19 protein-coding genes are annotated in these 23250 nt (G+C 64.6%); 15 read left to right on the top strand and 4 right to left on the bottom strand.

Features of this window, described 5'->3' with window-relative positions:
- The first annotated feature begins 471 nt into the window (after window positions 1-471).
- The 7 genes from GD606_RS11870 (at window position 472) to GD606_RS11840 (ending at window position 10246) form a co-directional block, all read left to right on the top strand.
- A complete protein-coding gene (locus tag GD606_RS11870) occupies window positions 472-2505 on the top strand; it encodes a CoB--CoM heterodisulfide reductase iron-sulfur subunit A family protein (protein WP_163300556.1) in 2034 nt (677 codons plus the stop codon).
- 27 nt (window positions 2506-2532) lie between these two features.
- Window positions 2533-2967, top strand: a complete 435-nt coding sequence (locus tag GD606_RS11865; RefSeq protein WP_163300555.1) for a hydrogenase iron-sulfur subunit — start codon at window positions 2533-2535, stop codon at window positions 2965-2967.
- Window positions 2968-2990: 23 nt separating this feature from the next.
- A complete protein-coding gene (locus tag GD606_RS11860; RefSeq protein WP_163300554.1) occupies window positions 2991-4154 on the top strand; it encodes a Coenzyme F420 hydrogenase/dehydrogenase, beta subunit C-terminal domain in 1164 nt (387 codons plus the stop codon).
- Between the two features lie 118 nt (window positions 4155-4272).
- On the top strand, window positions 4273-7728 hold the full coding sequence (locus tag GD606_RS11855; protein ID WP_163300553.1) for an FAD-dependent oxidoreductase: 3456 nt from the start codon (window positions 4273-4275) through the stop codon (window positions 7726-7728).
- A gap of 48 nt (window positions 7729-7776) precedes the next feature.
- Window positions 7777-8337: a 4Fe-4S dicluster domain-containing protein gene (locus GD606_RS11850; RefSeq protein ID WP_163300552.1), complete on the top strand. Its 561-nt coding sequence runs from the start codon at window positions 7777-7779 to the stop codon at window positions 8335-8337.
- Complete coding sequence (locus GD606_RS11845) at window positions 8334-9290, top strand: CoB--CoM heterodisulfide reductase iron-sulfur subunit B family protein (protein WP_163300551.1); 957 nt, start codon at window positions 8334-8336, stop codon at window positions 9288-9290. The genes GD606_RS11850 and GD606_RS11845 overlap by 4 nt, the downstream gene beginning before the upstream one ends.
- Before the next feature lie 32 nt (window positions 9291-9322).
- Window positions 9323-10246, top strand: coding sequence for a universal stress protein (locus GD606_RS11840; RefSeq protein ID WP_163300550.1), 924 nt, complete (start codon window positions 9323-9325; stop codon window positions 10244-10246).
- A gap of 252 nt (window positions 10247-10498) precedes the next feature.
- Here the strand turns inward: GD606_RS11840 and GD606_RS20940 are convergent, their stop codons facing one another.
- The gene (locus GD606_RS20940; RefSeq protein ID WP_163300549.1) at window positions 10499-10702 is read right to left on the bottom strand and encodes an integrase core domain-containing protein; all 204 of its coding nucleotides are present in this window, start codon (window positions 10700-10702) and stop codon (window positions 10499-10501) included.
- Between the two features lie 419 nt (window positions 10703-11121).
- Between GD606_RS20940 and GD606_RS11830 the strand changes: the two genes are divergently transcribed.
- The 6 genes from GD606_RS11830 (at window position 11122) to GD606_RS11805 (ending at window position 17150) form a co-directional block, all read left to right on the top strand.
- Window positions 11122-12495: a sigma-54-dependent transcriptional regulator gene (locus GD606_RS11830; RefSeq protein WP_163300548.1), complete on the top strand. Its 1374-nt coding sequence runs from the start codon at window positions 11122-11124 to the stop codon at window positions 12493-12495.
- Between the two features lie 160 nt (window positions 12496-12655).
- The gene (locus GD606_RS11825) at window positions 12656-12892 is read left to right on the top strand and encodes a hypothetical protein (protein WP_163300547.1); all 237 of its coding nucleotides are present in this window, start codon (window positions 12656-12658) and stop codon (window positions 12890-12892) included.
- Window positions 12893-13064: 172 nt separating this feature from the next.
- Window positions 13065-13739 (top strand): ribulose-phosphate 3-epimerase, encoded by a 675-nt coding sequence (rpe, locus tag GD606_RS11820; protein WP_163300546.1) that lies wholly within the window; start codon window positions 13065-13067, stop codon window positions 13737-13739.
- Window positions 13711-15798 carry a hybrid sensor histidine kinase/response regulator gene (locus GD606_RS11815; protein ID WP_163300545.1) on the top strand — a complete coding sequence of 696 codons (2088 nt, stop codon included), beginning with the start codon at window positions 13711-13713 and terminating at the stop codon, window positions 15796-15798. Before rpe ends, GD606_RS11815 begins: the two co-directional genes overlap by 29 nt.
- Window positions 15795-16175, top strand: a complete 381-nt coding sequence (locus GD606_RS11810; RefSeq protein WP_163300544.1) for an Hpt domain-containing protein — start codon at window positions 15795-15797, stop codon at window positions 16173-16175. The genes GD606_RS11815 and GD606_RS11810 overlap by 4 nt, the downstream gene beginning before the upstream one ends.
- 12 nt (window positions 16176-16187) lie before the next feature.
- Complete coding sequence (locus tag GD606_RS11805; RefSeq protein ID WP_163300543.1) at window positions 16188-17150, top strand: lytic murein transglycosylase; 963 nt, start codon at window positions 16188-16190, stop codon at window positions 17148-17150.
- 176 nt (window positions 17151-17326) lie between these two features.
- Here the strand turns inward: GD606_RS11805 and GD606_RS11800 are convergent, their stop codons facing one another.
- Both GD606_RS11800 and GD606_RS11795 read right to left on the bottom strand, forming a co-directional pair.
- A complete protein-coding gene (locus GD606_RS11800) occupies window positions 17327-17674 on the bottom strand; it encodes a hypothetical protein (protein WP_163300542.1) in 348 nt (115 codons plus the stop codon).
- Window positions 17675-17763: 89 nt separating this feature from the next.
- On the bottom strand, window positions 17764-19245 hold the full coding sequence (locus GD606_RS11795) for a sigma-54-dependent transcriptional regulator (protein WP_163300541.1): 1482 nt from the start codon (window positions 19243-19245) through the stop codon (window positions 17764-17766).
- Window positions 19246-19785: 540 nt separating this feature from the next.
- Here GD606_RS11795 and GD606_RS11790 point away from each other — a divergent pair.
- Window positions 19786-21069: an HDOD domain-containing protein gene (locus GD606_RS11790; protein WP_163300540.1), complete on the top strand. Its 1284-nt coding sequence runs from the start codon at window positions 19786-19788 to the stop codon at window positions 21067-21069.
- A gap of 283 nt (window positions 21070-21352) precedes the next feature.
- Here the strand turns inward: GD606_RS11790 and GD606_RS11785 are convergent, their stop codons facing one another.
- Window positions 21353-21814, bottom strand: a complete 462-nt coding sequence (locus GD606_RS11785; protein WP_163300539.1) for a hypothetical protein — start codon at window positions 21812-21814, stop codon at window positions 21353-21355.
- Between the two features lie 271 nt (window positions 21815-22085).
- Between GD606_RS11785 and GD606_RS11780 the strand changes: the two genes are divergently transcribed.
- Window positions 22086-23204: a PP2C family protein-serine/threonine phosphatase gene (locus GD606_RS11780; RefSeq protein ID WP_163300538.1), complete on the top strand. Its 1119-nt coding sequence runs from the start codon at window positions 22086-22088 to the stop codon at window positions 23202-23204.
- The last annotated feature ends 46 nt before the right edge of the window (window positions 23205-23250 follow it).

The following is a 23250-nucleotide window of genomic DNA, read 5'->3' as shown; positions in this document are numbered from 1 at the left end:
AATGCACGGGGACGGAAACTTCGCCTCTTCACGAAAAATCTGTCTTGTTTTGTAAGACAAAAATCGAATTTCCGCCCGCCCCGGATGGGCCAGCCTGTTTCTTTCGAAAGAACAGGATGATGGCCTCCCGGATGTCTCCCTCTCTCCTGTCCGTCTTGTCTTATAAGATTTTCTCTCCAGGCAAGACAACACGCCCTGAAAAATGGGTCTTTTTTTTTCTCAAATGAGCCGCATTTTTCGTTAACATTCTGATTTCATGAAAAATCTACATCCGGGTACGTTTCTTGGAGTCTCGCGGCTCGAGTCCCCTGGGCGCTCCACGATCGCCCGGGCATGGGGGGGTCTCCTCCCGGACAGGCCAGAGGAAACAGGTTGTTTTCCCGGAAATCCGGAAACCCGAGACGGAACGGACGGAATAGACCGGCCGGGCGGAGGGATGCCTCCGCCGCCGTTTGAAAGGGGATGCGCGAGATGGCCAACAGAATCGGAGTGTACGTCTGCCATTGCGGAACCAACATCGCCGGCAAAGTGGATGTTGAAACGGTCGCCACGTATGCCTCGGGGCTGAAAAACGTCGCCGTGGCCAGGGACTACAAATTTATGTGCTCGGACCCCGGACAGGAAACCATCATCCGGGACATCCGCAAACTGGGGCTTACCCGGGTGGTGGTCGCCTCCTGCTCCCCCAGGCTCCATGAAAAAACCTTCCAGAACGCCTGCCTGCGGGCCGGTCTCAATCCGTTTTTGTTCCAGATGACCTGCATTCGGGAGCATTGTTCCTGGGTCATCGAGGATCGGGACGAGGCCACGAAAAAGGCCGAGCACCTGGTGGCCGCAGCGGTGAACCGGGTCAACCACCATCAGGAACTGTATTCCCGCAAGGAGAAGGTCCATCCGGACGTCATGGTGGTCGGGGCCGGGATCGCGGGCATCCAGGCCGCCCTGGACATCTCCAAGGCCGGATTCAACGTGCACCTCGTGGAGCGGGGGCCGTCCATCGGCGGGCACATGGCCCAGTTCGACAAGACCTTCCCGACCCTGGACTGCGCCGCCTGCATCTCCACTCCCAAGATGGTGGCCGTCTCCCAGGAGCGACGCATCAACCTTCTGACCTATTCCGAGGTGGAAAAGGTCACCGGTTTTGTGGGCAACTACACGGTGACGGTCAAACGCAAGCCCCGCTACGTGAACGAGAACCTGTGCACCGGCTGCGGGTTGTGCATGGAGAAGTGCCCGAAAAAGGTGCCCAGCGAATTCGACGAAGGCATCGGCAAACGCAAGGCCATCTACCGCAACTCGCCACAAAGCGTCCCCAACAAGCCCGTCATCGACGTGGAAAACTGTACGTTCTTCCGCAAGGGCAAGTGTCGTGTCTGCGAAAAGAACTGCCCCTCCGGGGCCATCGACTTCACCCAGCAGGAGACCGAGCTGGTGTTGGACGTGGGCTCCATCATCCTGGCCACCGGTTTTGACACCCTCGATCCCACCCCGCTGATCACCTACGGATTCGGGCGTTATCCCGAGGTCTACACCGGCCTGCAATTCGAACGCATCAATAATGCCGTGGGCCCAACCGGCGGCAAGATCGTCATGAAAAACGGAAAGGCCCCCGATTCCGTGGCCATCGTCCACTGCGTGGGCAGCCGCGACGTCAACCACCATCCGTATTGTTCCCGGGTGTGCTGCATGTACGCCCTGAAATACGACCATCTCATCAAGGACAAGATCGGCCATCACGTCAAGGTCTATAATTTCTACATCGACATGCGCTGCTTCGGCAAAGGCTACGAGGAATTCTACCGCCGGGTCCAGGAGGAAGGCGTGACCTTCGTTCGCGGCCGCCCGGCCGAGATCACGGATCAGGCAAAAACGCCGCAGGAGGAAGGGAAGCTGGTGGTGGTCTGCGAGGACACCCTGCTGGGCAGAACCCTGCGCGTTCCGGTGGACATGGTCGTTTTGTGCACGGCCATGGAGCCGCGAAAGGACACCGCCCAGGTGGCCAGGGTCTTTGGCGTCAGCCAGGGCACGGACAAGTTCTTCCTGGAAGAGCACCCCAAGCTCGGGCCGGTCTCCACGGCCACGGACGGTATTTTCCTGGCCGGGGCCTGCCAGGGGCCCAAGGATATCCCCGACGCCGTGTCCCATGCCGCAGGCGCGGCCTGCCAAGCCCTGGCCATGGCCGCCAGGGGCGAGGTGACCATCTCCCCCACCACCAGTTGGATCAACCCCGATATCTGCGTCGGGTGCCGGATCTGCGTGGGGCTGTGTCCCTATTCGGCCATTGAGTTCGACGAACGGCGGCACATCGCCGTGGTCAACGAGGCCATGTGCAAGGGGTGCGGATCCTGCGCCGGATACTGCCCGAGCGGAGCGGCCCAGATCAGGCATTTCACGGAGAAGGCCGTCTTCGCCGAAATCGAGGGCCTGCTCGATCCCTTGCACCGCATTATTCCCGCCGCCGTTGTCGACGACCTCTGGTCATCCAAGATGAAACAGGAAGCGTAACGCAAGAAATGTGGCATGGAGGAAGGCATGGACCGGACAGAAACCGATTTCGAACCCACAATAGTGGCCATGGTGTGTAATTGGTGTACCTACACCGCCGCCGATCTTGCCGGGACAGCCCGCATGATCCAATCCCCGAATGTGCGGCTTATACGCATGATGTGTACGGGAATGGTCGATCCGAAATACGTGATCAAGGCCCTCTTGTCTGGGGCGGATGCCGTCTTGATCAGCGGATGTCACCCTGGGGATTGCCATTACATCAATGGCAACTACAAGGCCAGACGCCGGGTGAAACTTCTCCAGGAGATCCTGCCGCGCTTCGGCATCGAGCAGGAGCGTCTGAAGCTGACCTGGATCGGGGCCAGCGATGGAAACGAGTTTGCGGCCACCATCAATGAACTGACCAAGCGGATCAAGGAACTGGGGCCGAGTGCGGCCAAATCCACCATGGTCATCTGAACACGAGACTCCCGGAGGACGGCATGGCTACCACGGCGAAAATCATTGTCAACGACGCCGATCCCGCTTTGGCGGTGCGGGAGGTATTGCGCAAACTCCTGGCCGACCAAGCCATCGCGGCGATCCTGGTCCAGCGCCATACGCCCGGCGGCGGGGCCGTGATGCCCGCGCTGATCGTGGACCCGGAACTTCTTAACGAAGCGGATCCGCTGGCCCCGGCCTTCCCGCTCAACTCGGCGCGGCTTCTGGGGCGGCTCACCCGGGGCCAGTCCCAGGGCATGATCGCGGCCGTCATGCGGCCCTGCGAAATCAGGGCCTTCGTGGAGCTGGCCAAGCTGAACCAGGGCAGCCTGGACAACGTCCTGCTCATCGGCATCGACTGTCCGGGCGCCTTCACCAACCGGGACTACCACGCGTATTGCGCCGCATACGGGGCGCAGCAGGTTTCGCGGGAATTTCTGAAGGCCTATCTCCCCGGAGGCGTCCAGGTTCCCGAGGTCGAGGGCGCCATGCCCCTGGCCCGGGCCTGCCGGGCCTGCGAGCATCCCGTGGCCCAGGCGGCCGACTGCATGATCGGCCTTTTCGGCGCGGACCCGGGAAAGCTCATCACCCTGGTCTCCCAGACCGCCAAGGGACAGGCCGTCATCAGCCGCATGGGCCTGCCCGAGGTCGAAACAGGCACGGCGGACAACCGGATCAGCGCCCTGTCGGTCGCGGTCACGGATCGCGTCCGCTATCGCGACGCCATGTTCAAGGAGACCCAGGCCGCCACGGACAGCCTGGAGAAACTGGGCGAATACCTGTCGGGATGCGTCAATTGCTACAACTGCCGGGTGGCCTGCCCGGTCTGCTACTGCCGGGAGTGCGTCTTCGTCACGGACGTGTTTGATCATGACCCCTGGCAGTTCATGAGCTGGGCCAAGAAGAAGGGGGCGCTCAAGCTGCCCTCGGACACCCTGTTCTTCCATCTGACCAGGCTGGCGCACATGAGCACGGCCTGCATCGGCTGCGGGCAATGCTCCAACGCCTGTCCCAACGACGTGCCGGTCATGGAGCTTTTCCGGATGACGGCGGCCGGGGTCCAGGACGTCTTCACTTACCAGGCCGGACGGAGCCCGGAAGAGCCGCCGCCCCTGTCCGTTTTCCAGGAGCATGAGTTTGCCGAGGTCACGGGCCATATGGAGTGAACGCTTTGTTCCCGGGCACGGGGAGGAGACATGATCGCAACGCGCGATGGGCACATTGGGAAGTCCTGGCCATCCCTTGCGGACGGCGGGCGATGGGCTGCACTCCAAGGAGAACCACATGAAAAGCACCTATGACGCCCTGGTGGTGGGAGCGGGCATCGGCGGCATCCGATCCGCCCTGGATTTGGCCGAGGCCGGGCACAAGGTCGCGCTGATCGACATCCGTCCGCACATCGGGGGGCTTTTGACCAGACTGGACCACCAGTTCCCGTCGGACCACTGCGGCATGTGCAAGATGCTCCCCTTGACCGAACGCGACGCATCCAGCCAGTTCTGCATGCGCAAGGGCCTGTTCCATAAAAACATCGACATCATGCTTTCCACGGAACTGGTTTCCCTCGACGGCGAACCCGGCAAGTTCCAGGCCGTGGTGAACCGCAAGGCCCCCTTTGTGGATGCGACCAAATGCATCGGCTGCGGGAAATGCGCCGAGGTCTGCCCGGTCAGGGTGAAAGACGAATTCAACGCCGGCCTGGGCGAACGGGGGGCCATCTACCTGCCCGTCCCCCACAACATCCCCAACCACTACGTTGTGGATCTCGACGCCTGCCTGCGCTGCTGGAGGTGTTTCGAGACCTGCCCCACCGGGGCCGTGGATTTCAAGCTCGAGGCGCGCGAACAGTTCAAGATTTTGGTGGCCGACCCGGAGGAGAATACCGCCGCGCAGTATTCCAAGTGGTTCGAGGATCTCAAGTTTCCCTTCCTCCAGGCCACGACCGGAGACGAGGCCCTGAACCAGATCACCGGGGACGAGTCCATACGGATGCTCCTTCTGGACTTGAGCCTCAAACACATCGACCCCGAACGGATCATCACCCGGGCCCTGGAGATCCGGCCGGACCTGGCGATCATCGTCCTGGCCGGGCCGTTAAAGGGCGAGCAGGCCCAGGCCCTGGTGGCCCTCGGGGCCAGGGATTACCATCTCCACCCCCTGAAGCGTTCCCAGTTCGTGCCCTGGCTGGACAAGCACTACATGCGCATCATGTCCGACGAGCGCATCAAGATGGATGTGGCGGCAGTCATCCTGGCCACCGGGTTCGAGTGTTACGATCCGACGGAAATGGCCGATTCCCTGGGCTACGGCATCCTGCCGGGGGTGGTCGCCTCCGTGGAATTCGAGCGGCTCTTAAGCGGCACGGGCCCCACGGGCGGTCGGCTCGTCCGTCCGGGGGACGCGGGACCGATACGAAAAATCGCCTGGATACAGTGCATCGGGTCCAGGGATGTCAAGAAAAATGCGGATTTTTGCTCCTCGTTCTGCTGCATGGCGTCCATCAAGGAGGCGGTGCTGGCCAAACGGGCCCTGGGCCAGGATGTGGAAACAACCATTTTCTACATGGACATGCGCACCTTTGGCCGGGATTTCGACCAGTACCGGCGCGAGGCGGAAGAACTCCACGGCGTGCGTTTCATCCGCTTCCGGCCGCACTCCGCCGTGCCGGACCCGGAACGGGAAGGCGGCGGGCTCAAGCTCCGGTATATCGACGACGCGGGCGCCACCATCGAAGAGTCCTTCGACATGCTTGTCCTGGGCGTCGGCGCCCGGCCCGCAAAGAGCATGGCCGCCCTGGCCAGGGCCACGGACGTGGAGACCAACGCCTTCGGCTTCTGCAAGAGCCAGGATCTCAATCCCGGCCGGACCAGCCGTCTGGGGGTGTTCGCCGCCGGGTCCGCCAACGGCCCCAAGGACATCGCCGAATCGGTCCTCCAGTCCGGGGCGGCCGCCCTCGGCGCCTCCCGTCTGATCAAACTCTTCGCCCCCATCCGGGAACGTCTCGACGAACCGGTCCCCCAATACCGTGACGTCTCCCGGCTCATGCCGGAGACCCTGGCGGTCCTGTGCCGCTCCTGCCCGATCCTGCCGGAAAGCCTGGACATGGACAGGCTTCGCGACGGATTGGCCAACCTGCCGTATGTGCGCACGGTGGAGACGGTGGAGCGGGCCTGCACCGCCAACGGCTGGAACCAGATCAAGGAACTTGCCGAAAAACACGCCCCGAACCGGATTCTCATCGGCGCCTGCATGCCCTACGCCTACGTGCCGCGACTCAGGGAACTGGGCGGGCTCATCGGCCTAAGCCCATCGCTCATGGACGTAGTGGACATCCATACGCCCCTGTTCTCCCGGGAAAAGACCGATCAGGAACAGGCCGAGCGCGATATCCTGGCCGCCGTCGGCATGTCTGCGGCCAAGCTGGCGGGGTCGGACCCCGCCCCCCTTCCCAGGCGCAGCCCCGTTTCCCCCGGGGCGCTGGTGGTCGGCGGCGGCCTGGCCGGCATGACGGCGGCCCTGGGGCTGGCGGACCATGACCACAAGGTCACGTTGGTGGAGGAAACCGAAGAATTGGGCGGCCTGGCCATGAAGCTGCACTGGACGTTGCGGGGCGAGGATCCTGTCCGGTTCATGGAGGAGCTCATCAACCAGGTCCGCAAGCATCCCAACATCCGAATCCTGACCAAGGCCCGGGTGGCCCTGTCCACCGGGAAGGCCGGCCGCTTCATGAGCATCGTCTCCACCGAGGGTGGCGGCGTTCCGGTGGAGCACGGGGTCACCATCCTGGCCACGGGCGGCAGGCGGGCCAAGGTGTACGACTATGGCTTCCTGGACCGGAAAACCGTGATCACCCATCAGGAACTGGAGCATCGGATCGCCACGGGCGCGCTGGATACGGCGGCCCTGTCCTCGGTGGCCATGATCCAGTGCTGGCGCGCCAGGGACGATTCTCGCGGCTACTGCTCGCGGGTCTGTTGCGCCGGGGCGCTCAAGATCATCCTGCACCTGAAAAACAAGCATCCGGATCTGCCCATCTATGTCCTGTACCGGGACATCATGAGCTACGGCTTCTCGGAAGAATACTACACAAAGGCCAGGAAGGCGGGGGCCATCTTCATCCGCTACGACCTGGCCCACCGGCCCAAGGTCAGTTTTGACGACGCCTGCAACCCCGTGATCACGGTGCGGGATCCGGTCCTGCAACGCGACCTGGAAATCCATGCCGACATCCTGTCCCTGTCCGACGGCATCGAGCCCAACGACGTGGATGAACTCTCGGAAATCTTCGGGGTTCCGGTGGGGCCGGACGGATTTTTCCAGGAGGCCGAGTCCAAATGGCGGCCGGTGGATTTTCTCAAGCAGGGGGTGTTTGTCTGCGGGGTGGCCAGGGGGCCGGCCAACATGCCCGAGACCATCGTCTCGGCCAAGGCGGCGGCCCAACGCGCCTTGCGGGTGCTGTGCGACAAGAGCATGGCCCAGGCCAATGTCGTGGCCGAGGTCAGGGCCAGCCTGTGCTCTTTGTGCGGCAAGTGTCTGACGGTCTGCCCGTATGGCGCCAGAACCCTGGACATGGAAAAGGACCGGATCGTGGTGGACGAACTCCTGTGCCAGGGATGCGGCTCGTGTGCGGCGGTCTGTCCCAACAGCGCCAGTTTCCTCAGGGGGTTCAACGACCGCCAGGTCATGGCCGTCATCGACGCCTCGCTCATCGCCCCGCCCCGGGCGGCACAGGTGGAATAACGCGGCGAACGGCCACTATCCTGGAGCCTAAGGCCAACGGAGTCACGCATGAAAACAGATCAGACGCATCCCGCACCCGACGAGCCCACCCTGGCCATGGACGCCATCCGCAAATCCTTGCAGCCCTGCATGCAATGCGGAACCTGCTCGGCCTCCTGTCCCAACGCCTTCGCCATGGCGACCACGCCTCGGGAACTGTGGCGGCTTCTCCAACTCGGCTTTGTCGACGACGCCCTGGCGGCCGGTTCCTTCTGGATGTGCTCGTCCTGCTACACCTGCACCCTGCGTTGCCCGCGCGGCCTGCCCCTGACGGAGGTCATGGCCGCGCTGCGACGCCTGGCCGCCCGCTGTCACCCCGAGAAGACCGGGGACAACGCCACCTTCTACAAAACCTTCCTGGACAACGTCCGCACCTATGGGCGGGTTCAGGAGTCGGCCCTCATGACCAGCTATTTCCTGACCATGAAAAGCCCGACCCTGCCGTTTGCGTTCCTCCCCCTGGGGTTGCGCCTGCTCGGCAAGGGCAAGCTCCACGGGCCGTCCGGCACGCAGAAGGGGCGGCTTGAAGGCCTGTTCAACCACGCGGCCACACAAGGAGACCGGACATGAAATACGCCTACTACCCTGGCTGTTCCCTGCGGGAAAGCGCGCAGGAGTTCGACGTCTCCGTCCGGGCCGTCATGGAGCGCCTGGGGACGGAGATCGAGGAAATCCCGGATTGGACCTGCTGCGGGGCCAGCGCCGCCGAATCGGTCGACCACAATCTGAGCCTGGCCCTGCCCGCCAGAAACCTGGCCCTGGCCGAGAAGGCCATGCCCGGGCTGGACGTGCTGGTCCCGTGCAGCGCCTGCTATCTGAACCTGCTCAAGCTGCAACGCAACGTCCTGGCCGACAAGTCGGTCATGGCCCAAACCAACGCCCTGCTTGGCGACGAGGGGCTGGCCTATACCGGCAAGACCGGGCGGGTGCGCCATCTTCTGGACGTCCTCTTAAACGACATCGGCCCGGAGGCCGTGCGCGCAAAGGTGGAAAAGCCGCTGCACGGATTGACGGTCGCGCCCTACTACGGCTGCCAGATCCTGCGGCCCTACCGGGTCTTCGACGATCCCGAACGACCCTCCTCCATGGAGCCGATCCTGTCCGCCCTGGGGGCCGCCATCCATCCCTGGACCATGGGGGGCCGGTGCTGCGGCGCGTCGCTCATGGCCACGCACAAGGAGGCGGCCCTGGTTTCCGTGGGTGAAATCCTCCGGGCGGCCGCCGCTGCCCCCCCGGACGGCCAGGAGGACGAGGCGGGAGGCGGGGCCGACGTCATCGCCACGGTGTGTCCCATGTGCCAGATGAATCTGGACGCCTATCAGAAACAGGCCCTCCGCGAGGGCGGCTTGGGCGTCGCGGGCAGGCCGGTCACGGTCCTGTATTTGTCGCAACTGATCGGCCTGGCCTTTGGCCTTTCCGCACAGCAGGTCCTCCTGGAGAAGAATCTGGCCGTTACCGAGGCCTTTCGCGAAAAACTCGTCCATCCCAAGGAGCTTTCCACCGCTGCCGTCACCACGGCGTAGCCGCCCCCAACCAGAAAGAAGGAGGGAATATCATGTTCAAGGACATCGTACTGGCCGTAACGCCATCATCCATTTGCGAAAATGCCGCTGAAAAGGCCTTCAGCTTCGCCAGCCGTTTTGAATCCAAACTGTATCTGCTCCATGTCTGCGGCATGGAACAGGGTTGGGGCGCCATGGAGCATCTCGAGACCTCGGGCGTCGTCGACCGCATCCGTGAAAACATGAAGGAATATTACAAGGAACGTCTGTGCAAGATGCCCAACTGCGAGGTCATCGTGGTGGCGGGCATTTCGCACAATGAAATTCTGCGGGTGGCCCGGAAGAAGAATGCGGATTTGATCATCATGGGGCCGCACACCAAGGAACATGCGGAAAAGCGTTCCAAGATGTGGGGCATGGCCGGAAGCACCCTGGAGAGGGTCAGCCAGCGGGCCCGTTGCCCGGTGATGATCGTGACCAGGGAGACGCCGGGGGACGGGGATTTTAAGAACATTGTGGCCGCCACGGACCTCTCCGAGCAGGCGGGCTGCGCGGTGGCCTACGCCGGGCAGCTGGCCAGGCATTACAAGGCCGGGCTGACGATTCTCAACGTGTTGGAATCCAGCAAGATTTATCCCTCGGACATCCGGGACCAGATCGAGAAGACGCGCACCCGGCTGCAAGGCGAATACGGCGCCAGGCTCGAAGGCCTCAAGGACTGCTCGTTTGAATGCGCCGTCGGCGACCCCCCCATGGAAATCCTTGATGTCGCCCAGAAAAAGAAGGCCGATCTGGTCATCATGGCCCACCACTCCAAGGAGACGGACCCGGAAAAGGCCTTCCTGGGGTCCACGGTGACCAAGGTGGCTCTGAACTGCGGTTGTCCGACCATGAGCGTCAACAGGCATTTCGATCTGCGGTGCGGGATGATGTACGATCAAACCGGGCAGGTGGTGGAGGCCACGAGCACCGCCTAGATCGAACGCGGTCGCCCTGAGACGCTATTCCCGGCATGGACCAGGTCAGGAGCCCGGCGCGTCCATGGCGAACGGAGGGGGCCGCGCGGTCCCCTCCAGACCGATGACACGGCCCCGGTTTTTTCGAAGCCGGGGCTTTGCGTCGCCAGCGGCGGCCAAACTGCCGGGCGAAACGGCACGCCCCCCGGACTGGGGCGGCTCCGGATGGTTGGACAGTTTTGCGGCGAGGTTAAGCTCTCGTCCGGTTGCTGCTCATGCCGCCTTCGAGGCCGATTGGCCTTCTTTGAATACGTCCATGGGCCGACGACGACCGTCAAAAACCGTATGCGGTCGCTGCTCATTGTAAAAACGGACCCAGTTTCCAATCGCCTGCCGGGCCTGGCTGAACTCCTGGCTGGTGAAGTGCGGCCCCTGGTCCGTGTTGAAGTATCGTAGCAGGCTAGTCTTCGGACACAATTCGGGCTAAACGACCTCATAAGGAGAGGCCCCGGTGGTGCGGCGCTCTGTGGCAGGCCTGTCGGGCTCTTGGCATTTTTCAGCAGGCAGCCTGCACGCCCATTGGAGCGTCTTTTTCAAATTACCCCAACGCCGTAATCAGGAATGCGGCGTCCTGCAAGAAGCGCCGTGGGGGCTGCCGCCTGCGCCTGCGGCATGCTTTTTCGGATGCCTGCGCCGCGTCCCATTTCCCTTCCCGTTCATCCCGAATTGCCGACCGCCGCGTCATGGCGTTTGCCTGGTGTTGACAACCCAAACCCGTATGATCCATGCGGGTCGTCTGATTTTTCTGCCCGCGAAGCGGGGGGGCTCTAAGTGAGGATTTGAAAAAAAACACCCCGGAGGATATGGACCTTGGCAGGGACAAGGAGACGGATGACATGCCGAGCCAGATACTGATTCTCGACGACGAAAAAAACTACCTGCTGATCCTCGACGCCATGCTCACGGACGCGGGCTATGCCGTGACCCCCCTGGACGATCCGGAGACGGGGCTGGCCTACCTGGAGGAGTCCGAGGTGGACGTGGTGATCACGGACATGAAGATGCCCAAGGTCACCGGGCAGCAAGTGCTGGAATTCGTCAAGAAAAACTACGCCCATGTGCCGGTGATCATCATGACCGCCTTCGGCAGCATCGAAGGGGCGGTTGAGGCCATGCGCTACGGGGCCTTCGACTACATCGCCAAGCCCTTCGCCAACGACGAGCTGCTTTTGACCGTGGACAAGGCGGCCCGCTTCGCCGCGGCCCAGCGCGAAAACATCATGCTGCGCCAAAGCCTGGAGGACCGCTATTCCCAGCACCAGATCATCGGCCGGGGCAAGGCCATGACCCGGGTGCTGGAACTGGTGACCAAGGCCGCGCCGTCCAAAAGCACGGTGCTTATCACCGGCGAGTCGGGTACGGGCAAGGAGCTCATCGCCAAGGCCATCCACTACGCCTCGCCGCGCAAGGCCGGGGCGTTCGTGTCGGTCAACTGCATGGCCCTAAGCTCCGGGGTGCTGGAGAGCGAGCTTTTCGGACATGAGAAGGGGTCGTTCACCGGGGCCGTGGCCCGCAAGCGGGGCCGCTTCGAGATGGCCCACGGGGGCACGATCTTTTTGGACGAAATCGGGGAGCTTTCGGCGGACCTCCAGGTCAAGCTGTTGCGCGTGCTCCAGGAGCGCAAGATCGAACGGGTGGGCGGGGGCGAATCCATCGAGGTGGACATCCGGGTGCTGGCCGCCACCAACAAGAATCTGGAGGATGCGGTGGCCGCCGGGGAGTTTCGCGAGGATCTGTTCTACCGCCTAAACGTGGTGCGCCTGGACATGCCCCCCCTGCGCGAGCGCCGGGAGGACATCCCCATCCTGGCGGCCCACTTCCTGGAACGCTATGCGGCGGAAAACAACAAGCCCTTCAAGGGCTTTTCCCCCGAGGCCATCGACTACCTCACGGCCTACGAATGGCCGGGCAACGTGCGCCAGTTGCAAAACGTCATCGAACGCTGCGTGGTGCTGTCCTCGGGCGAGGTCATCGGCGTGGAGGATCTGCCGCTGGAGATCAAGGACGAGGAATCGCAGTACAAAAGCGCCGTGGATCTTTTGCCGGTGCGCATCAACCTCAACGAGACCCTGGAGAAGATCGAGCTGGCCCTGGTGCGCCGGGCCCTGGCCCGGTCCAACTTCGTGCAGGTCAAGGCCGCCGAGATGCTGGGGCTTTCCAAGAGCCTGTTGCAGTACAAGCTCAAAAAGTACAAATTGACGGGGCACTAACGCGGCGTCCCTGAAACAAGACGCCCGTATTTTTATGAAAAAATGCGTATTGCACCTCGCTGACTTCAACGTTCGGGTTCGCCGATTTCGAGGGCACGACGCATCCCGCCGGATGGCGGGGTGCAACCGGGCAGGCGGCCTCTTGCACAAGGGGAAGGGAATGAAAAATATTTTGTTTGCCGCGTTTCTCGCCATGGTTTTTACCTCCGGCTGCGGCGGCAAGACGTATTATGAAAGCGCCGACAAATCGAAGAACGAAACGGAACGTGAGCACATGGAGTGCGAATACGAGGCCGAGAAGGCCACGGCCTCGGTGGTGGACAGCGACGAGCGGCGGGAGCGCATCGACTCCCTGGTGGACAAGTGCATGCGGCTTAAGGGCTACCAGCCCCAGTAGCGTCGCCAGGGCGGGCGGCATGTTTTTTCTCTGGCGTCCGGCCGCGCCCGGCCCAATACAAGCCGACGCCCTGGTCGCCGCCGCACCCGGACGGGGCTGCCCCGGGACGGTTCCCCGGGGGATTGTGGACCCGGCGCAAAAAGCATAGAGGAAGAGGTAGGGAGTTCAGATCATGAACGAATCTTTTATCCTGTCGCCGTCGCTGTTGTCCGCCGATTTCGGGCGGTTCGCGGGCGAGCTGGCCGACCTGGAAGACGCCGGTGTGGCCTGGGCCCATCTCGATGTTATGGACGGCCATTTCGTGCCCAACATCACCTTCGGCCCGCCCATCATCAAGCGTCTGCGCCAGAAAAGCCGCCTGTTTTTCGACACCCACCTGATGATCGAACGCCCCGAACGCTATCTGGCCGAATTTCGCGACGCCGGGGCCGATCTCATCTGCGTCCATGCCGAATCCACGGTCCACCTGGAGAGGGCCTGCGCCGAGATCGCCCGCCTTGGGGCCAGGCCCGCCGTGGCCCTCAATCCGGCCACGCCCCTGTCGGCCGTGGAATATCTTCTGCCCCAGCTTTTCATGGTGCTCATCATGAGCGTCAACCCCGGTTTCGGGGGCCAGTCCTTCATCCCCTTCTGTCTGGACAAGGTCCGCGACCTGCGGGCCATGATCAACGCCCGGGGCCTGTCCACCCACATCCAGGTGGACGGCGGGGTCACCCCGGAAAACACGCCCGCGCTTGTGGCCGCCGGAGCCGACATCCTGGTCTCCGGGTCGGCCTTTTTCGGCCATCCTCCCTACGGGGAGCGATTAAGGACGTTCCATGAAGCGGCGCGACAAGGATCGGCCTGAGACCCTCGACAGGGATCAGCCATCGTCTTCTTCCCCGGGCCACGCCCATGAGGCGGCGGCTGCTGCGGCCGGTTCGTCGGCCCTTCCCCCGTCCGTAACCCCCGTGGCCCCGGATTCCCCGGATTCTCCGGATGCCCAGCCCTCCCGGAGTGCGGCCGAGCGCCTGGCCCGGCTGACCTCCATGCTGGAGGCCCTGGACGAGCGCATCGCCTATGTGGACGCCCAGGGGATCGTGCGGGAGATCAACCGCCGGTTTCTCGATTTTCTCGGATTGCCAGCGGAGGCGGTCCTGGACAGGGACATGTCGGTTTTGGGCCTGGACACGGCGGACTGCCAGACCAGCGCCTTTTTCGAGCTTTTCCAGAAGGGGGCGCTGACCACGCCGACGGCGGTCAACCAGCGGCTGGGCGCGGCCGACGTGGCCATCCGCATCCAGCCCGTGCTCGGGGCCGGGAAGGGGGAGGGCGGCTTTTTCGGGGTCATCGTCTCGGTCATCGACGTCACCCCCCTGGTGGAGGCCAGACGGTCGGTGGAGCGGGAGCGGGCCTTTCTGGAGCAGGTGTTGACCATTGCCGGGGCGGCCATCTGCATCGTCAACCAGGACGGCCTGGTGACCACCATAAACGACGAATTCACGGCCATCACCGGATACACCCGGGAGCAGGCCCTGGGACGCCCCCGGGACGAACTGCTCAGCGACGGCGGGGAGACGCCCCTCCCGGCCCTGCCCAAGCACCAGGGCCGCATCCGGACCGCCACGGGACAAACCCTCACCATCATGCGAAGCGCCGCCCCCCTGCGAGATTCCCGGGGCGAACCCGTGGGGGCCATCGAGTCCTTCGTGGACATCTCCGAGATCGTCCAGGCCAGGGCCAAGGCCGAGCAGGCCAGCCGCATGAAAAGCATGTTTCTGGCCAACATGAGCCACGAGATCCGGACGCCCCTCAACGCCCTCATCGGCATCCCCCAGCTTCTGGCCCAGACCGCCCTGACCCCCGAGCAGCACGAATACGTGGAGACCATGCAGGCCACGGGCGACGCCCTGCTGGCCATCGTCAACGACATCCTGGACATCTCCAAGATCGAGGCCGGACGGATGGAAATCATGACCGGCCCCGTGGATGTGGCCCGGCTCCTGGCCGACGCCGTCCAGCTTCTGGCCCCCCAGGCCACGGCCAAGGGCCTGGCCATCGACTTTCATGTGGACCCGGACCTGCCTCTGGTCCTGGAGACCGATGCCCACCGTCTGCGCCAGATCCTGCTCAACCTCCTGTCCAACGCCGTCAAATTCACCGACACCGGCCAGGTTTCCCTGGCCGCCAGGCGCGCCCCCGGCCGGGGCCGCGTCCGGTTCCAGGTCACGGATACCGGGCCCGGCATCCCGGACGCCTCCGCCCCCCATGTCTTCGAGCCGTTCTATCAGGCCGACGGCTCCGTCACCCGGCGGCATGGCGGCACCGGGCTCGGTCTGTCCATCTCCAAGCGCCTGGCCATGCTGCTCGGGGCCCCGGGCCTGTTCCTGGCGACCGCCCCCGGCCGGGGAAGCGTCTTTTATTTCGACCTGCCCCTATGCACGCCGTCCCCCGCCGCCCGGGCCGAATCCCCCTGGAGCGCCCCGGAACCGGGCGAACCGGACATGCCCACGCCCCGCCCGGAGTTTTCCCGGTTGCGGGCGCTGGTCGCCGAGGACAACGATTTCAACCGGTTTTTGTTGGAAAAGATCCTGAACAAGCTCGGCGTGACCGATATCGTCTTCGCCGCAGACGGCGAGGGGGCCGTGGAGACGGTCCTGGAGCAGGCGGCCACGAACCGGCCCCTGGATGTGCTCTTTTTGGATCTGCGCATGCCGGGGCTGGACGGCGCATCTGTGGCCCGTCGGCTGCGCCGGGCGAAAATCACCGTCCCCATTGCGGCGCTCACCGCCCAGGCCATGGAGGAGGACGCCAGATTGTGCCGCGAGGCAGGCATGGACTACTTTTTCGCCAAGCCCTACCGCATCCCCGACCTGGAGAAGGTGCTTACCGCCGTGGCCGCCGGGAAAGGCGGGACCGCGCCATGAACCATGCCGAGGCGACAGCCCGGGCCTACTTGCGCCGGACCCTGGGGTTTCCGGAAAAGGAGATCGAGGAGATCGTGAGCCTTGGGCGGGTGGCCCTGGCCCAGGCCGTGGACGACCTGCAACGGGCTCTGGCCGGGGATGACCCGGTTCCCTTGGCCGATGCGGCCCATGCCGTGAAGGGCATGCTGCGCAATCTGGGGCTTGAGGAGCTGGCCGGGCTGGCCAGGCAGGTTGAGGAACAGGCCGTCGGCGGATCGCAGGCCGGGGCCCGGGAGGCCGTTGCGGCCCTGCGCCGCGAACTCACGCCCTTTTGGGACCAGGCGACGTCCGGGGAAGCCTCGATCCGCACCATGGACAGAGCGGCCATCAAGGCATAATAGGAATAGATCATGAGCACGACACCGGACGTTTCTTCCCGGCGGGTTCGCGCCGGTTCCCCGGCTGGCCGGATCGCGGCGAGTCTTTTCGCTGCGGTTTTGCTTTTGTCCGTCGTGGCCCAGGTGAGCCTCGCCGGACCGGAAACCGTGTGGGAGCCCCTGCTGGCCCGGCTTGCGGCGGACGGCGTGGACCGTGCGGCGACAGGCGCCCTGTTCGCCTCGCCCGGCGTGGTCTTCGACCCCTCCATCATGGCCAAAAAGGTCGACTCCATGGTCAAAAACCGCTTCGAGCCGGTGACCGTGACCCGTCGCAGCCTGGAAAAAAGCAACTACCGCCGGTTTCTCGATCCCTGGACGATCAGCAAGGCCGGGCGCTACATGGCCGAGAACCGGGCCCTCTTCGTTTCGGCGGAAAGGGCCTACGGGGTGCCGGCCGAGGTGGTGGCGGCCATCCTTTTGGTGGAGACCAAGCTTGGCAGCTATCTGGGGGACCGGGAGGCCTTTGGGGTGCTGGCCAGCATGGCCCTGTGCAGCGATTTCGAGCTGGTGCGCCCCCGCCTGAAAAACCTGAAGAATTCTCCCGACCGCACGGCCTTCGCCGCCCAGGCCGCCAAGGACAAGGGGGACTGGGCCTACGCGGAACTCAAGGCCCTTTTGGCCTATGCCGCAGCCAAGAAGATCTCCCCCCTGGCCATCCCGGGGTCCATCTACGGGGCCATCGGCATCTGCCAGTTCATGCCCTCCAACGCCCTGAAATTCGGGGTGGATGCCGACAACGACGGCAGCGTGGACCTTTTCGCCGAGGCCGACGCCATCCACAGCGTGGCCAACTACCTGCGCGGCCACGGCTGGCGGGAAGGCCAGAGCGAGGAAGAACGCCGGGCCGCCATCTACAGCTACAACCACAGCAATCTCTACGTCATGGCCGTTTTGGCCGTGGCCGACAAGCTCGTCGCGCAACGCCCCGCCTCCTGACGGGCTCCAAACCCCGGCCGACCCCGTCGTCCGCCCGGATCGGACCAGCAACGCCTCCCCCGCCGACGCGAGGGGGGCGTTTTTTCGTTTCCAGGGAGAGGGGCAAAAGGCCATGTCCGGCCGCCTGTCCCGCGCCGGTCTGTCCCGGCGCGTCCGTCCGTCTGGGCGGGGGCGCCTTACTGCAAGGTGGGAATGGGGAAGAAAAGAGGGTTGGGGCGGGTCGAGGCCGAGAGGAAGGCGCCTGTGGCGTAGCCTTCGTCAAAGCCGTCCCGATACCCCCGGGCGTAGGCCCCGCGCCCGCCGCGCGACGAGGAGACCTTTCGGGAAGAGGAGCCTGCGGACTTGAGCTTGGCCGAGACCAGGAGGTTGCGCCGCGCCGCCTCCAGGGACCGGACGTATTCCGCCATAGCCTCATACCTGGTCACGCCCGGGTGTTGGGCCGCCGGGGCGTCGAGCCGCGAGGACGCCGCCAGATAGGCGAACACAGCGATGATGAGGATGCCTGCCACCAGGAGTGAACGCACGTCGACCTCCGCCGACCGGCCGGGAACGGCCTTTGCCGGACATGTCTTTCCTATCGGCGTCCGCAGGGGCGTTCTTTAGCAGGGCGTGATCACAGGCGTTCCGGAGACAGGCCGTGTTTTTTGAGCAGGGCGTACAGACGGGACCGGGAAAGGCCGGAAACGGACAGGATTTTGCGCATGTTCCCGGCATGGCGGGTCAAAAGCAGGCGCAGATAGTCGGCCTCGTGCTGGTCGCGAAAGTCCTTGATGGGCGGCAGGGGGGCCGTCGGATCACCCGGCAGGGCCTGTCCCGACTCCGGGGCGGCGGCCGGGGGGGCGACCGCGCCGCCCCCGGATGCGGCAAAGGGCGCAGCGGGGCGGGCGCCATTGCCGACCTGGCGCGCGGCCTCGGATTCCTCCACCTTGGAACGCACGGCGTGCACCCGGATATGCAGGGGCAGATGGACGGGGTGCAGCACCTGGTCGTCCCGGGCCAGGGCCAGAACCCCCTCCATGGTGTTGCACACCTCGCGGATGTTGCCGGGCCAGGGGTAGGCGCTTAGGGCGGCCAGGAATTCGTCGGAGAGGATTTTTTCGGGCAGGCCCCGGCGCAGACGGGCCTGGTCCAGGAAATGACCGGCAAAAAGCGGCACGTCGTCCACGTTGTCCCGAAGCGGCGGCAGGTCGATGCCGATGCCCTGGAGCCGGAACAGCAGATCCTGGCGGAAGAGCCCCTGGCGGGACATGGCCTCGAGATCCTGGTTCGTGGCCGCCACCAGCCGGAAGTCGCAGTTTTTTTCCTCGCGTCCCCCCACCGGGCGAAACCGTCGCTCCTGGAGCACCCGTAAAAAGGCCTTTTGGGCCGAGAGCGGCAGTTCGCCGACCTCGTCCAGAAACAGGGTGCCGCCGTGGGCCTGGAGGATCAACCCGTCGCGCCGGGTGTCCGCGCCGGTGTAGGCTCCCTTTTCATTGCCGAAGAGCACGCTCTCCACGATGGTCGCGGGCAGGGCGGCGCAATCCACGACCACAAAGGGCTGGTCCGTCCGGGGGGAGTTGGCGTGGATGGCCCGGGCGAACAGCTCCTTGCCCGTTCCGGTCTGGCCGGTCAACAGCACGTTGACCTCGCCCACGGCGGCCTTGGCCGCCAATTCCAGGCAGGCGGCGCGACGGGCGCTTTTCCCGGTGATGCCGTCGAAGCGGAACGTCGCGGCCGGGAGCGTCCCCCCGCCCTGGCGGTATTCCATGGCCCGCAAAAGCGGCGCGGTCATGGTGCGCACCGAGGGGGGCTTTTCAATGTAGTCCCAGGCTCCCTGGCGCATGGCCAGCTCGGCGCCGTCGGCCTCGCCCCAGCCGGTGATGACGATGACCTCCGGGGCCGAGGCGGATTTCCGGATGTCCGCGATGGCGTCCAGGCCGTTGCCGTCGGGCATGCGTACGTCCAGGAACACCACATCCACATCCCCGGCCCGGGCCAGACGGCAGCCCTCGTCCAGGGTGGCGGCCGTCCTGGCCTCATGCCCCAGGCGGGTGACCACCCGGGTCAGGGCGTCGCGGATGTCGAGATCGTCGTCGATGATGAGGATGTTGCCCAAGACGCCTCCAGGCGGCTGGACGCCGCAGGGGCGTCGTACGGAAACGGGATGACGGAAAATCCAAAACAGCCCCGGCGCGGGGACGCCCCACGGGAGGGGTTGCCGGAAGGCCTTGCGGGAGACGATGCCAGGCAGCATGAAAAAACTCCATGCCCCTGTCAAGTGATCCGTCGTCCCTTCCGATGCCGTGCAATTGACACCTGCAGGTTGCCGGAAGAGTGTCATTGCAACAGGTTTGGTACGCATTTTTGTATACGCATGACCTGGTGAGCGCACCGTAACATTGGTCATGCCATGAAATCAAATGGTGCATATCACGGGATGCGGATTTTGTATGCGTCTGCCCGAAACAGCATTTCGTGGGCGGCGACGGTTTAAATGGCCGCCATGCCCCGCCCCGGCCCCGTCTCTAACCCTGCCCGCAGCCGACAAGGCTCTTGACAGGCCGTCCCGGCCATCCCATACCACAAGATTGGAAGGCGAAGGCAGACGGTCGGGTCGGTTCCTGGCCGGGAAAAGGGAGGCTTCGCGTCCGAGCCCATGTCCAGACAAATTCCCATTGAAAAACTCACGCCAGGCATGGTGCTGGCCGAGGATGTCCGACGTCCGGACGGGGCCCTGGTGGCCGCCCGGGGGACGGTGGTCACCGGCAGGCATGCCGCGTTCTTCACCACCCACCACGTGGTCTCGGTGTCGGTCGAAGGGGCGGCTGAGGAGCCTGCGGCCGCCGAGCCGCCCGCCGAGCCGCCCATGGACCCGCTGGTCCTGGAGGCCGCCCGGGACCATGTCCGCTCCCGCTTCGCCCTGGCCGGAGGGCGGCAACCGGCCCTGGCCGAACTCGCCAAATTGTGCGTGCCCCGGGTGGCCCGGGCCATGGTGCGCCAAAAGACCGCCTTCCCCGATCCGCCGCCGCGCCCGCCAGCCGTGGCCGATCCGCAGGACGCCCAGGCCCGGCGGACGCCGCCTTCCATCCAGGACGTCATCGCCGCCGATCCGTCCCTGGTGTCGCTGCCCGACGTGTTCGCCCGCATCTGCGAGGTTTTGAACAATCCCGTGAGCACGGCCCAGGAGGCCGCCCGGGTCATCGGCATGGACCAAAGCCTGTCGGCGAGGCTTTTGCGTCTGGTCAACAGCGCCTTCTACGGCTTCCCCACCAAGGTGGACACCCTTTCCCGGGCCGTGACCATCGTGGGCAGCCGCCAGCTCACCACCCTGGCCCTGGGCATCTCCGTGGTCTCGCTGTTCCGCGATCTGCCCCCGGGACTCACGGACGTCAAATCCGTGTGGAAGCATAGCGTGGCCTGCGGTCTGGCGGCCTCGGCCCTGGCCGGATGCGCCGCCTGCGCCCCGGACAGCGGGGAGCGCCTGTTTGTGGCCGGGCTTTTGCACGACGTGGGGCGGCTGGTCATGTACCGCAATCTGCCGGAATTTTCCGGCCAAGCCCTGGCCCTGGCCCGGCGGGAAAAAAATCTGCTACGCCCGGCCGAGGTGCGGGTCTTCGGTTTCGACCATGCCGCCCTGGGTCAGGCCCTTTTGGCCGAATGGCGCTTTCCCGAGACCCTGGCCCTGGCCGTGGGGCATCATCACGGGCCGGGACGCCGGGGCTGGACCCCGGACACGGCCATCGTCCATGTGGCCGACGTGGTGGTCAACGCCCTGCGCCTGGGGTCGAGCGGGGAATATTACGTGCCGCCCCTTTCTCCCGATGCCTTTGCCGTCCTGGGCGTGCCCGTCAGCGCCCTGGGCCAGGCCGTGGACAAGGTGGACCGCCAGGTGGAGGCCGTCTTGTCCGTGTTTATGCCCGACGAAGCCAAGTTTGCCTGATTCTTCATAAAAACAGCGAAGCCCGCCCTTTCCCGTCGCCTCCGCAGGGACCATTTTCCCCGGCCGCCGGGCCTTGGGAGGGCGACGGCAAGGACCGCGCCTGCCTGATCCCGTTCCCCCCTCCTTCCAGGGACGTAGGGCGTCGGCCCACGGTGTCGGCCCGGCACAAAGACGCGTGTCGTTTGTGCGGTACGAAGGTGCGGCATGGGCGCGCAAAGGGACAGCCGGGAAAACGCGGCGCGCGCGTGATTTTTCTTGAAACGGCAGGGGGCGGGGCGCGGAGCTAGATGATGGTGTTTTTGCGGTCGCGGTATTTCCCGAACAGGAAGCCGCACAGGATGCCGATGACGCAGCTGGCGATGCAGGCGACCCCGAAAAAGGCCACCAGTTCGTTGACGTCGCCGATGATCTTGCGTCCGAAAAGGATGTGGAAGAAGGCATAGAGAATCCAGATCACGATTCCGGCGTGGAAGCCGTAGAACAGGCCGTCCATCATCCGGTCGTGGACCTCCACGGACTCGATGTATTTGTAGCACACCAGTTGGGCGATGACCCCGAACAGGGTGATGGACCCAAACGAGGCCAGAAATTGGATGACTATGACCAGCAGGGAGGCGTAGAGGGGGTCGCCCTTGCGGATGGAGACGATCAGCCCGGGCAGAAGGCTCACCACCCAGATGGCCAAAACGGACAACTCCTGCCTTTTGGTGCGCAAGAGTTCCTTGATTTTGGCTTTATAGTCCATGGGGTGGCTCACCTTTCGGGGAGGCGGCTGGGGAAGGCCGCCACGGGGTTTCTCCCGGCGCGTTCGTGTTCGGCGCAATGTCCTCGGGGGAGGCGACCATACTGGGATTTGCCGTCGTCCGCAATGTCTGGCGCAGGGCGGACGGCGGTTTTTTTGAGTGGAGAATGCCCGGCGGGGATGCTAGGGTCATGCGGCCGGATCATCAACAGATCAAACCAGACTCTAACCGACGCCGGTCGGGCCGCCCGGCCGACGCAATTCGCGCCGCCACATGAACGAAACGCCTTCCATCCTCATCGTGGACGACGAGGTGGTCAATATCATGACCCTGGAATGGATGCTGCGAGACGCCGGTTTCGAGACCTGGCGCGCCGCATCCGGCCCCGAGGCCCGGGCCTTGGCCTCGAAGGTCCGTCCGGATCTGATCATTTTGGATATCGTCATGCCCGGCGAGGACGGCTTCACCACCTGCGAGCGGCTCCTGGCCGATCCGGCTGTGGCGGAGACGCCCATCATCTTCATTTCGGGCCTGGGCGACGTGGACAACAAGGTGCGGGGGCTCAAGATGGGGGCGGTGGACTACATCGCCAAGCCCTTCGCCAAGGAGGAGGTGCTGGCCCGGGTCAAGCTGCACATCCGCCTGCGGCGGGGCCATGCGGCCATGCTCAAGGAGCAGACGGACAAGCTGTCCCAGATCCGCGAGGCCCAGCAGGCCATCCTGGCCGATCCCGGGGAGATTCCCGAGGCCCGGTTCGCGGTGCGCTACGTGCCGGTCCTGGAGGCGGGCGGCGACTTCTACGACGTGTTTCCCCTGACCGAGCGGGCCATGGGCTATTTCGTGGCCGACATCTCCGGCCATGACCTGGGGGCCTCCTTCGTCACCTCCTCGCTCAAGGCCCTGTTGCGCCAGAATTCCGGGCCCCTGTACACCCCGCAGGAAACCCTGAAAAACATCAACGCCGTGCTCACCGGCCTTTTAAAGGACGGCAAGCATCTGACGGCGGCGCTGGCCGCCCTCAACCGCACCCGGGGCAAGTTGACCCTGGTCAACGCCGGGCATCCGCCGCCCATCCTGGTCACAGCCGCCGGGCAGACCAGCCTGCTTGACGTGGAGGGCGACATCCTGGGGGTGTTCGACCATGTCCAGCTCGGCATCCTGGAGCGCAAGGTCGAAGCCGGGGATCGGATTTTTTTGTACACCGACGGTCTGGTGGAGCGATTCAGGGGGGAGGCCCGCCCCCGGGATCGGGGGATCGAGGCCCTGGCCCTGGCCTGCCAGGAGACCCGGAACCTGCCCATGTCGGCGGCCGTTTTGGAGGCCTCCCGGCGGCTCAATGGCGCAGGGCGTATGCCTGACGACGACATGGTGCTCTTGGGATTTGAAGTTTAGGATGCGGGAGGCGGGCGACGCACGGAATGGCCTGGGCCGGATCGGG

It is taken from the genome of Desulfolutivibrio sulfodismutans DSM 3696, from assembly GCF_013376455.1.
GTDB classification, from domain to species: Bacteria; Desulfobacterota; Desulfovibrionia; order Desulfovibrionales; family Desulfovibrionaceae; genus Desulfolutivibrio; species Desulfolutivibrio sulfodismutans.
This window is presented reverse-complemented; position numbering and strand designations above follow the sequence as displayed.

Excerpts from the sequence above, each read along its gene's own strand:
- GD606_RS11870 (WP_163300556.1), top strand. The coding sequence starts at position 472 with ATGGCCAACAGAATCGGAGTGTACGTCTGCCATTGCGGAACCAACATC.
- GD606_RS11865 (WP_163300555.1), top strand. The coding sequence starts at position 2,533 with ATGGACCGGACAGAAACCGATTTCGAACCCACAATAGTGGCCATGGTG.
- GD606_RS11860 (WP_163300554.1), top strand. The coding sequence starts at position 2,991 with ATGGCTACCACGGCGAAAATCATTGTCAACGACGCCGATCCCGCTTTG.
- GD606_RS11855 (WP_163300553.1), top strand. The coding sequence starts at position 4,273 with ATGAAAAGCACCTATGACGCCCTGGTGGTGGGAGCGGGCATCGGCGGC.
- GD606_RS11850 (WP_163300552.1), top strand. The coding sequence starts at position 7,777 with ATGAAAACAGATCAGACGCATCCCGCACCCGACGAGCCCACCCTGGCC.
- GD606_RS11845 (WP_163300551.1), top strand. The coding sequence starts at position 8,334 with ATGAAATACGCCTACTACCCTGGCTGTTCCCTGCGGGAAAGCGCGCAG.
- GD606_RS11840 (WP_163300550.1), top strand. The coding sequence starts at position 9,323 with ATGTTCAAGGACATCGTACTGGCCGTAACGCCATCATCCATTTGCGAA.
- GD606_RS11830 (WP_163300548.1), top strand. The coding sequence starts at position 11,122 with ATGCCGAGCCAGATACTGATTCTCGACGACGAAAAAAACTACCTGCTG.
- GD606_RS11825 (WP_163300547.1), top strand. The coding sequence starts at position 12,656 with ATGAAAAATATTTTGTTTGCCGCGTTTCTCGCCATGGTTTTTACCTCC.
- rpe (WP_163300546.1), top strand. The coding sequence starts at position 13,065 with ATGAACGAATCTTTTATCCTGTCGCCGTCGCTGTTGTCCGCCGATTTC.
- GD606_RS11815 (WP_163300545.1), top strand. The coding sequence starts at position 13,711 with ATGAAGCGGCGCGACAAGGATCGGCCTGAGACCCTCGACAGGGATCAG.
- GD606_RS11810 (WP_163300544.1), top strand. The coding sequence starts at position 15,795 with ATGAACCATGCCGAGGCGACAGCCCGGGCCTACTTGCGCCGGACCCTG.
- GD606_RS11805 (WP_163300543.1), top strand. The coding sequence starts at position 16,188 with ATGAGCACGACACCGGACGTTTCTTCCCGGCGGGTTCGCGCCGGTTCC.
- GD606_RS11790 (WP_163300540.1), top strand. The coding sequence starts at position 19,786 with ATGTCCAGACAAATTCCCATTGAAAAACTCACGCCAGGCATGGTGCTG.
- GD606_RS11785 (WP_163300539.1), bottom strand. The coding sequence starts at position 21,814 with ATGGACTATAAAGCCAAAATCAAGGAACTCTTGCGCACCAAAAGGCAG.
- GD606_RS11780 (WP_163300538.1), top strand. The coding sequence starts at position 22,086 with ATGAACGAAACGCCTTCCATCCTCATCGTGGACGACGAGGTGGTCAAT.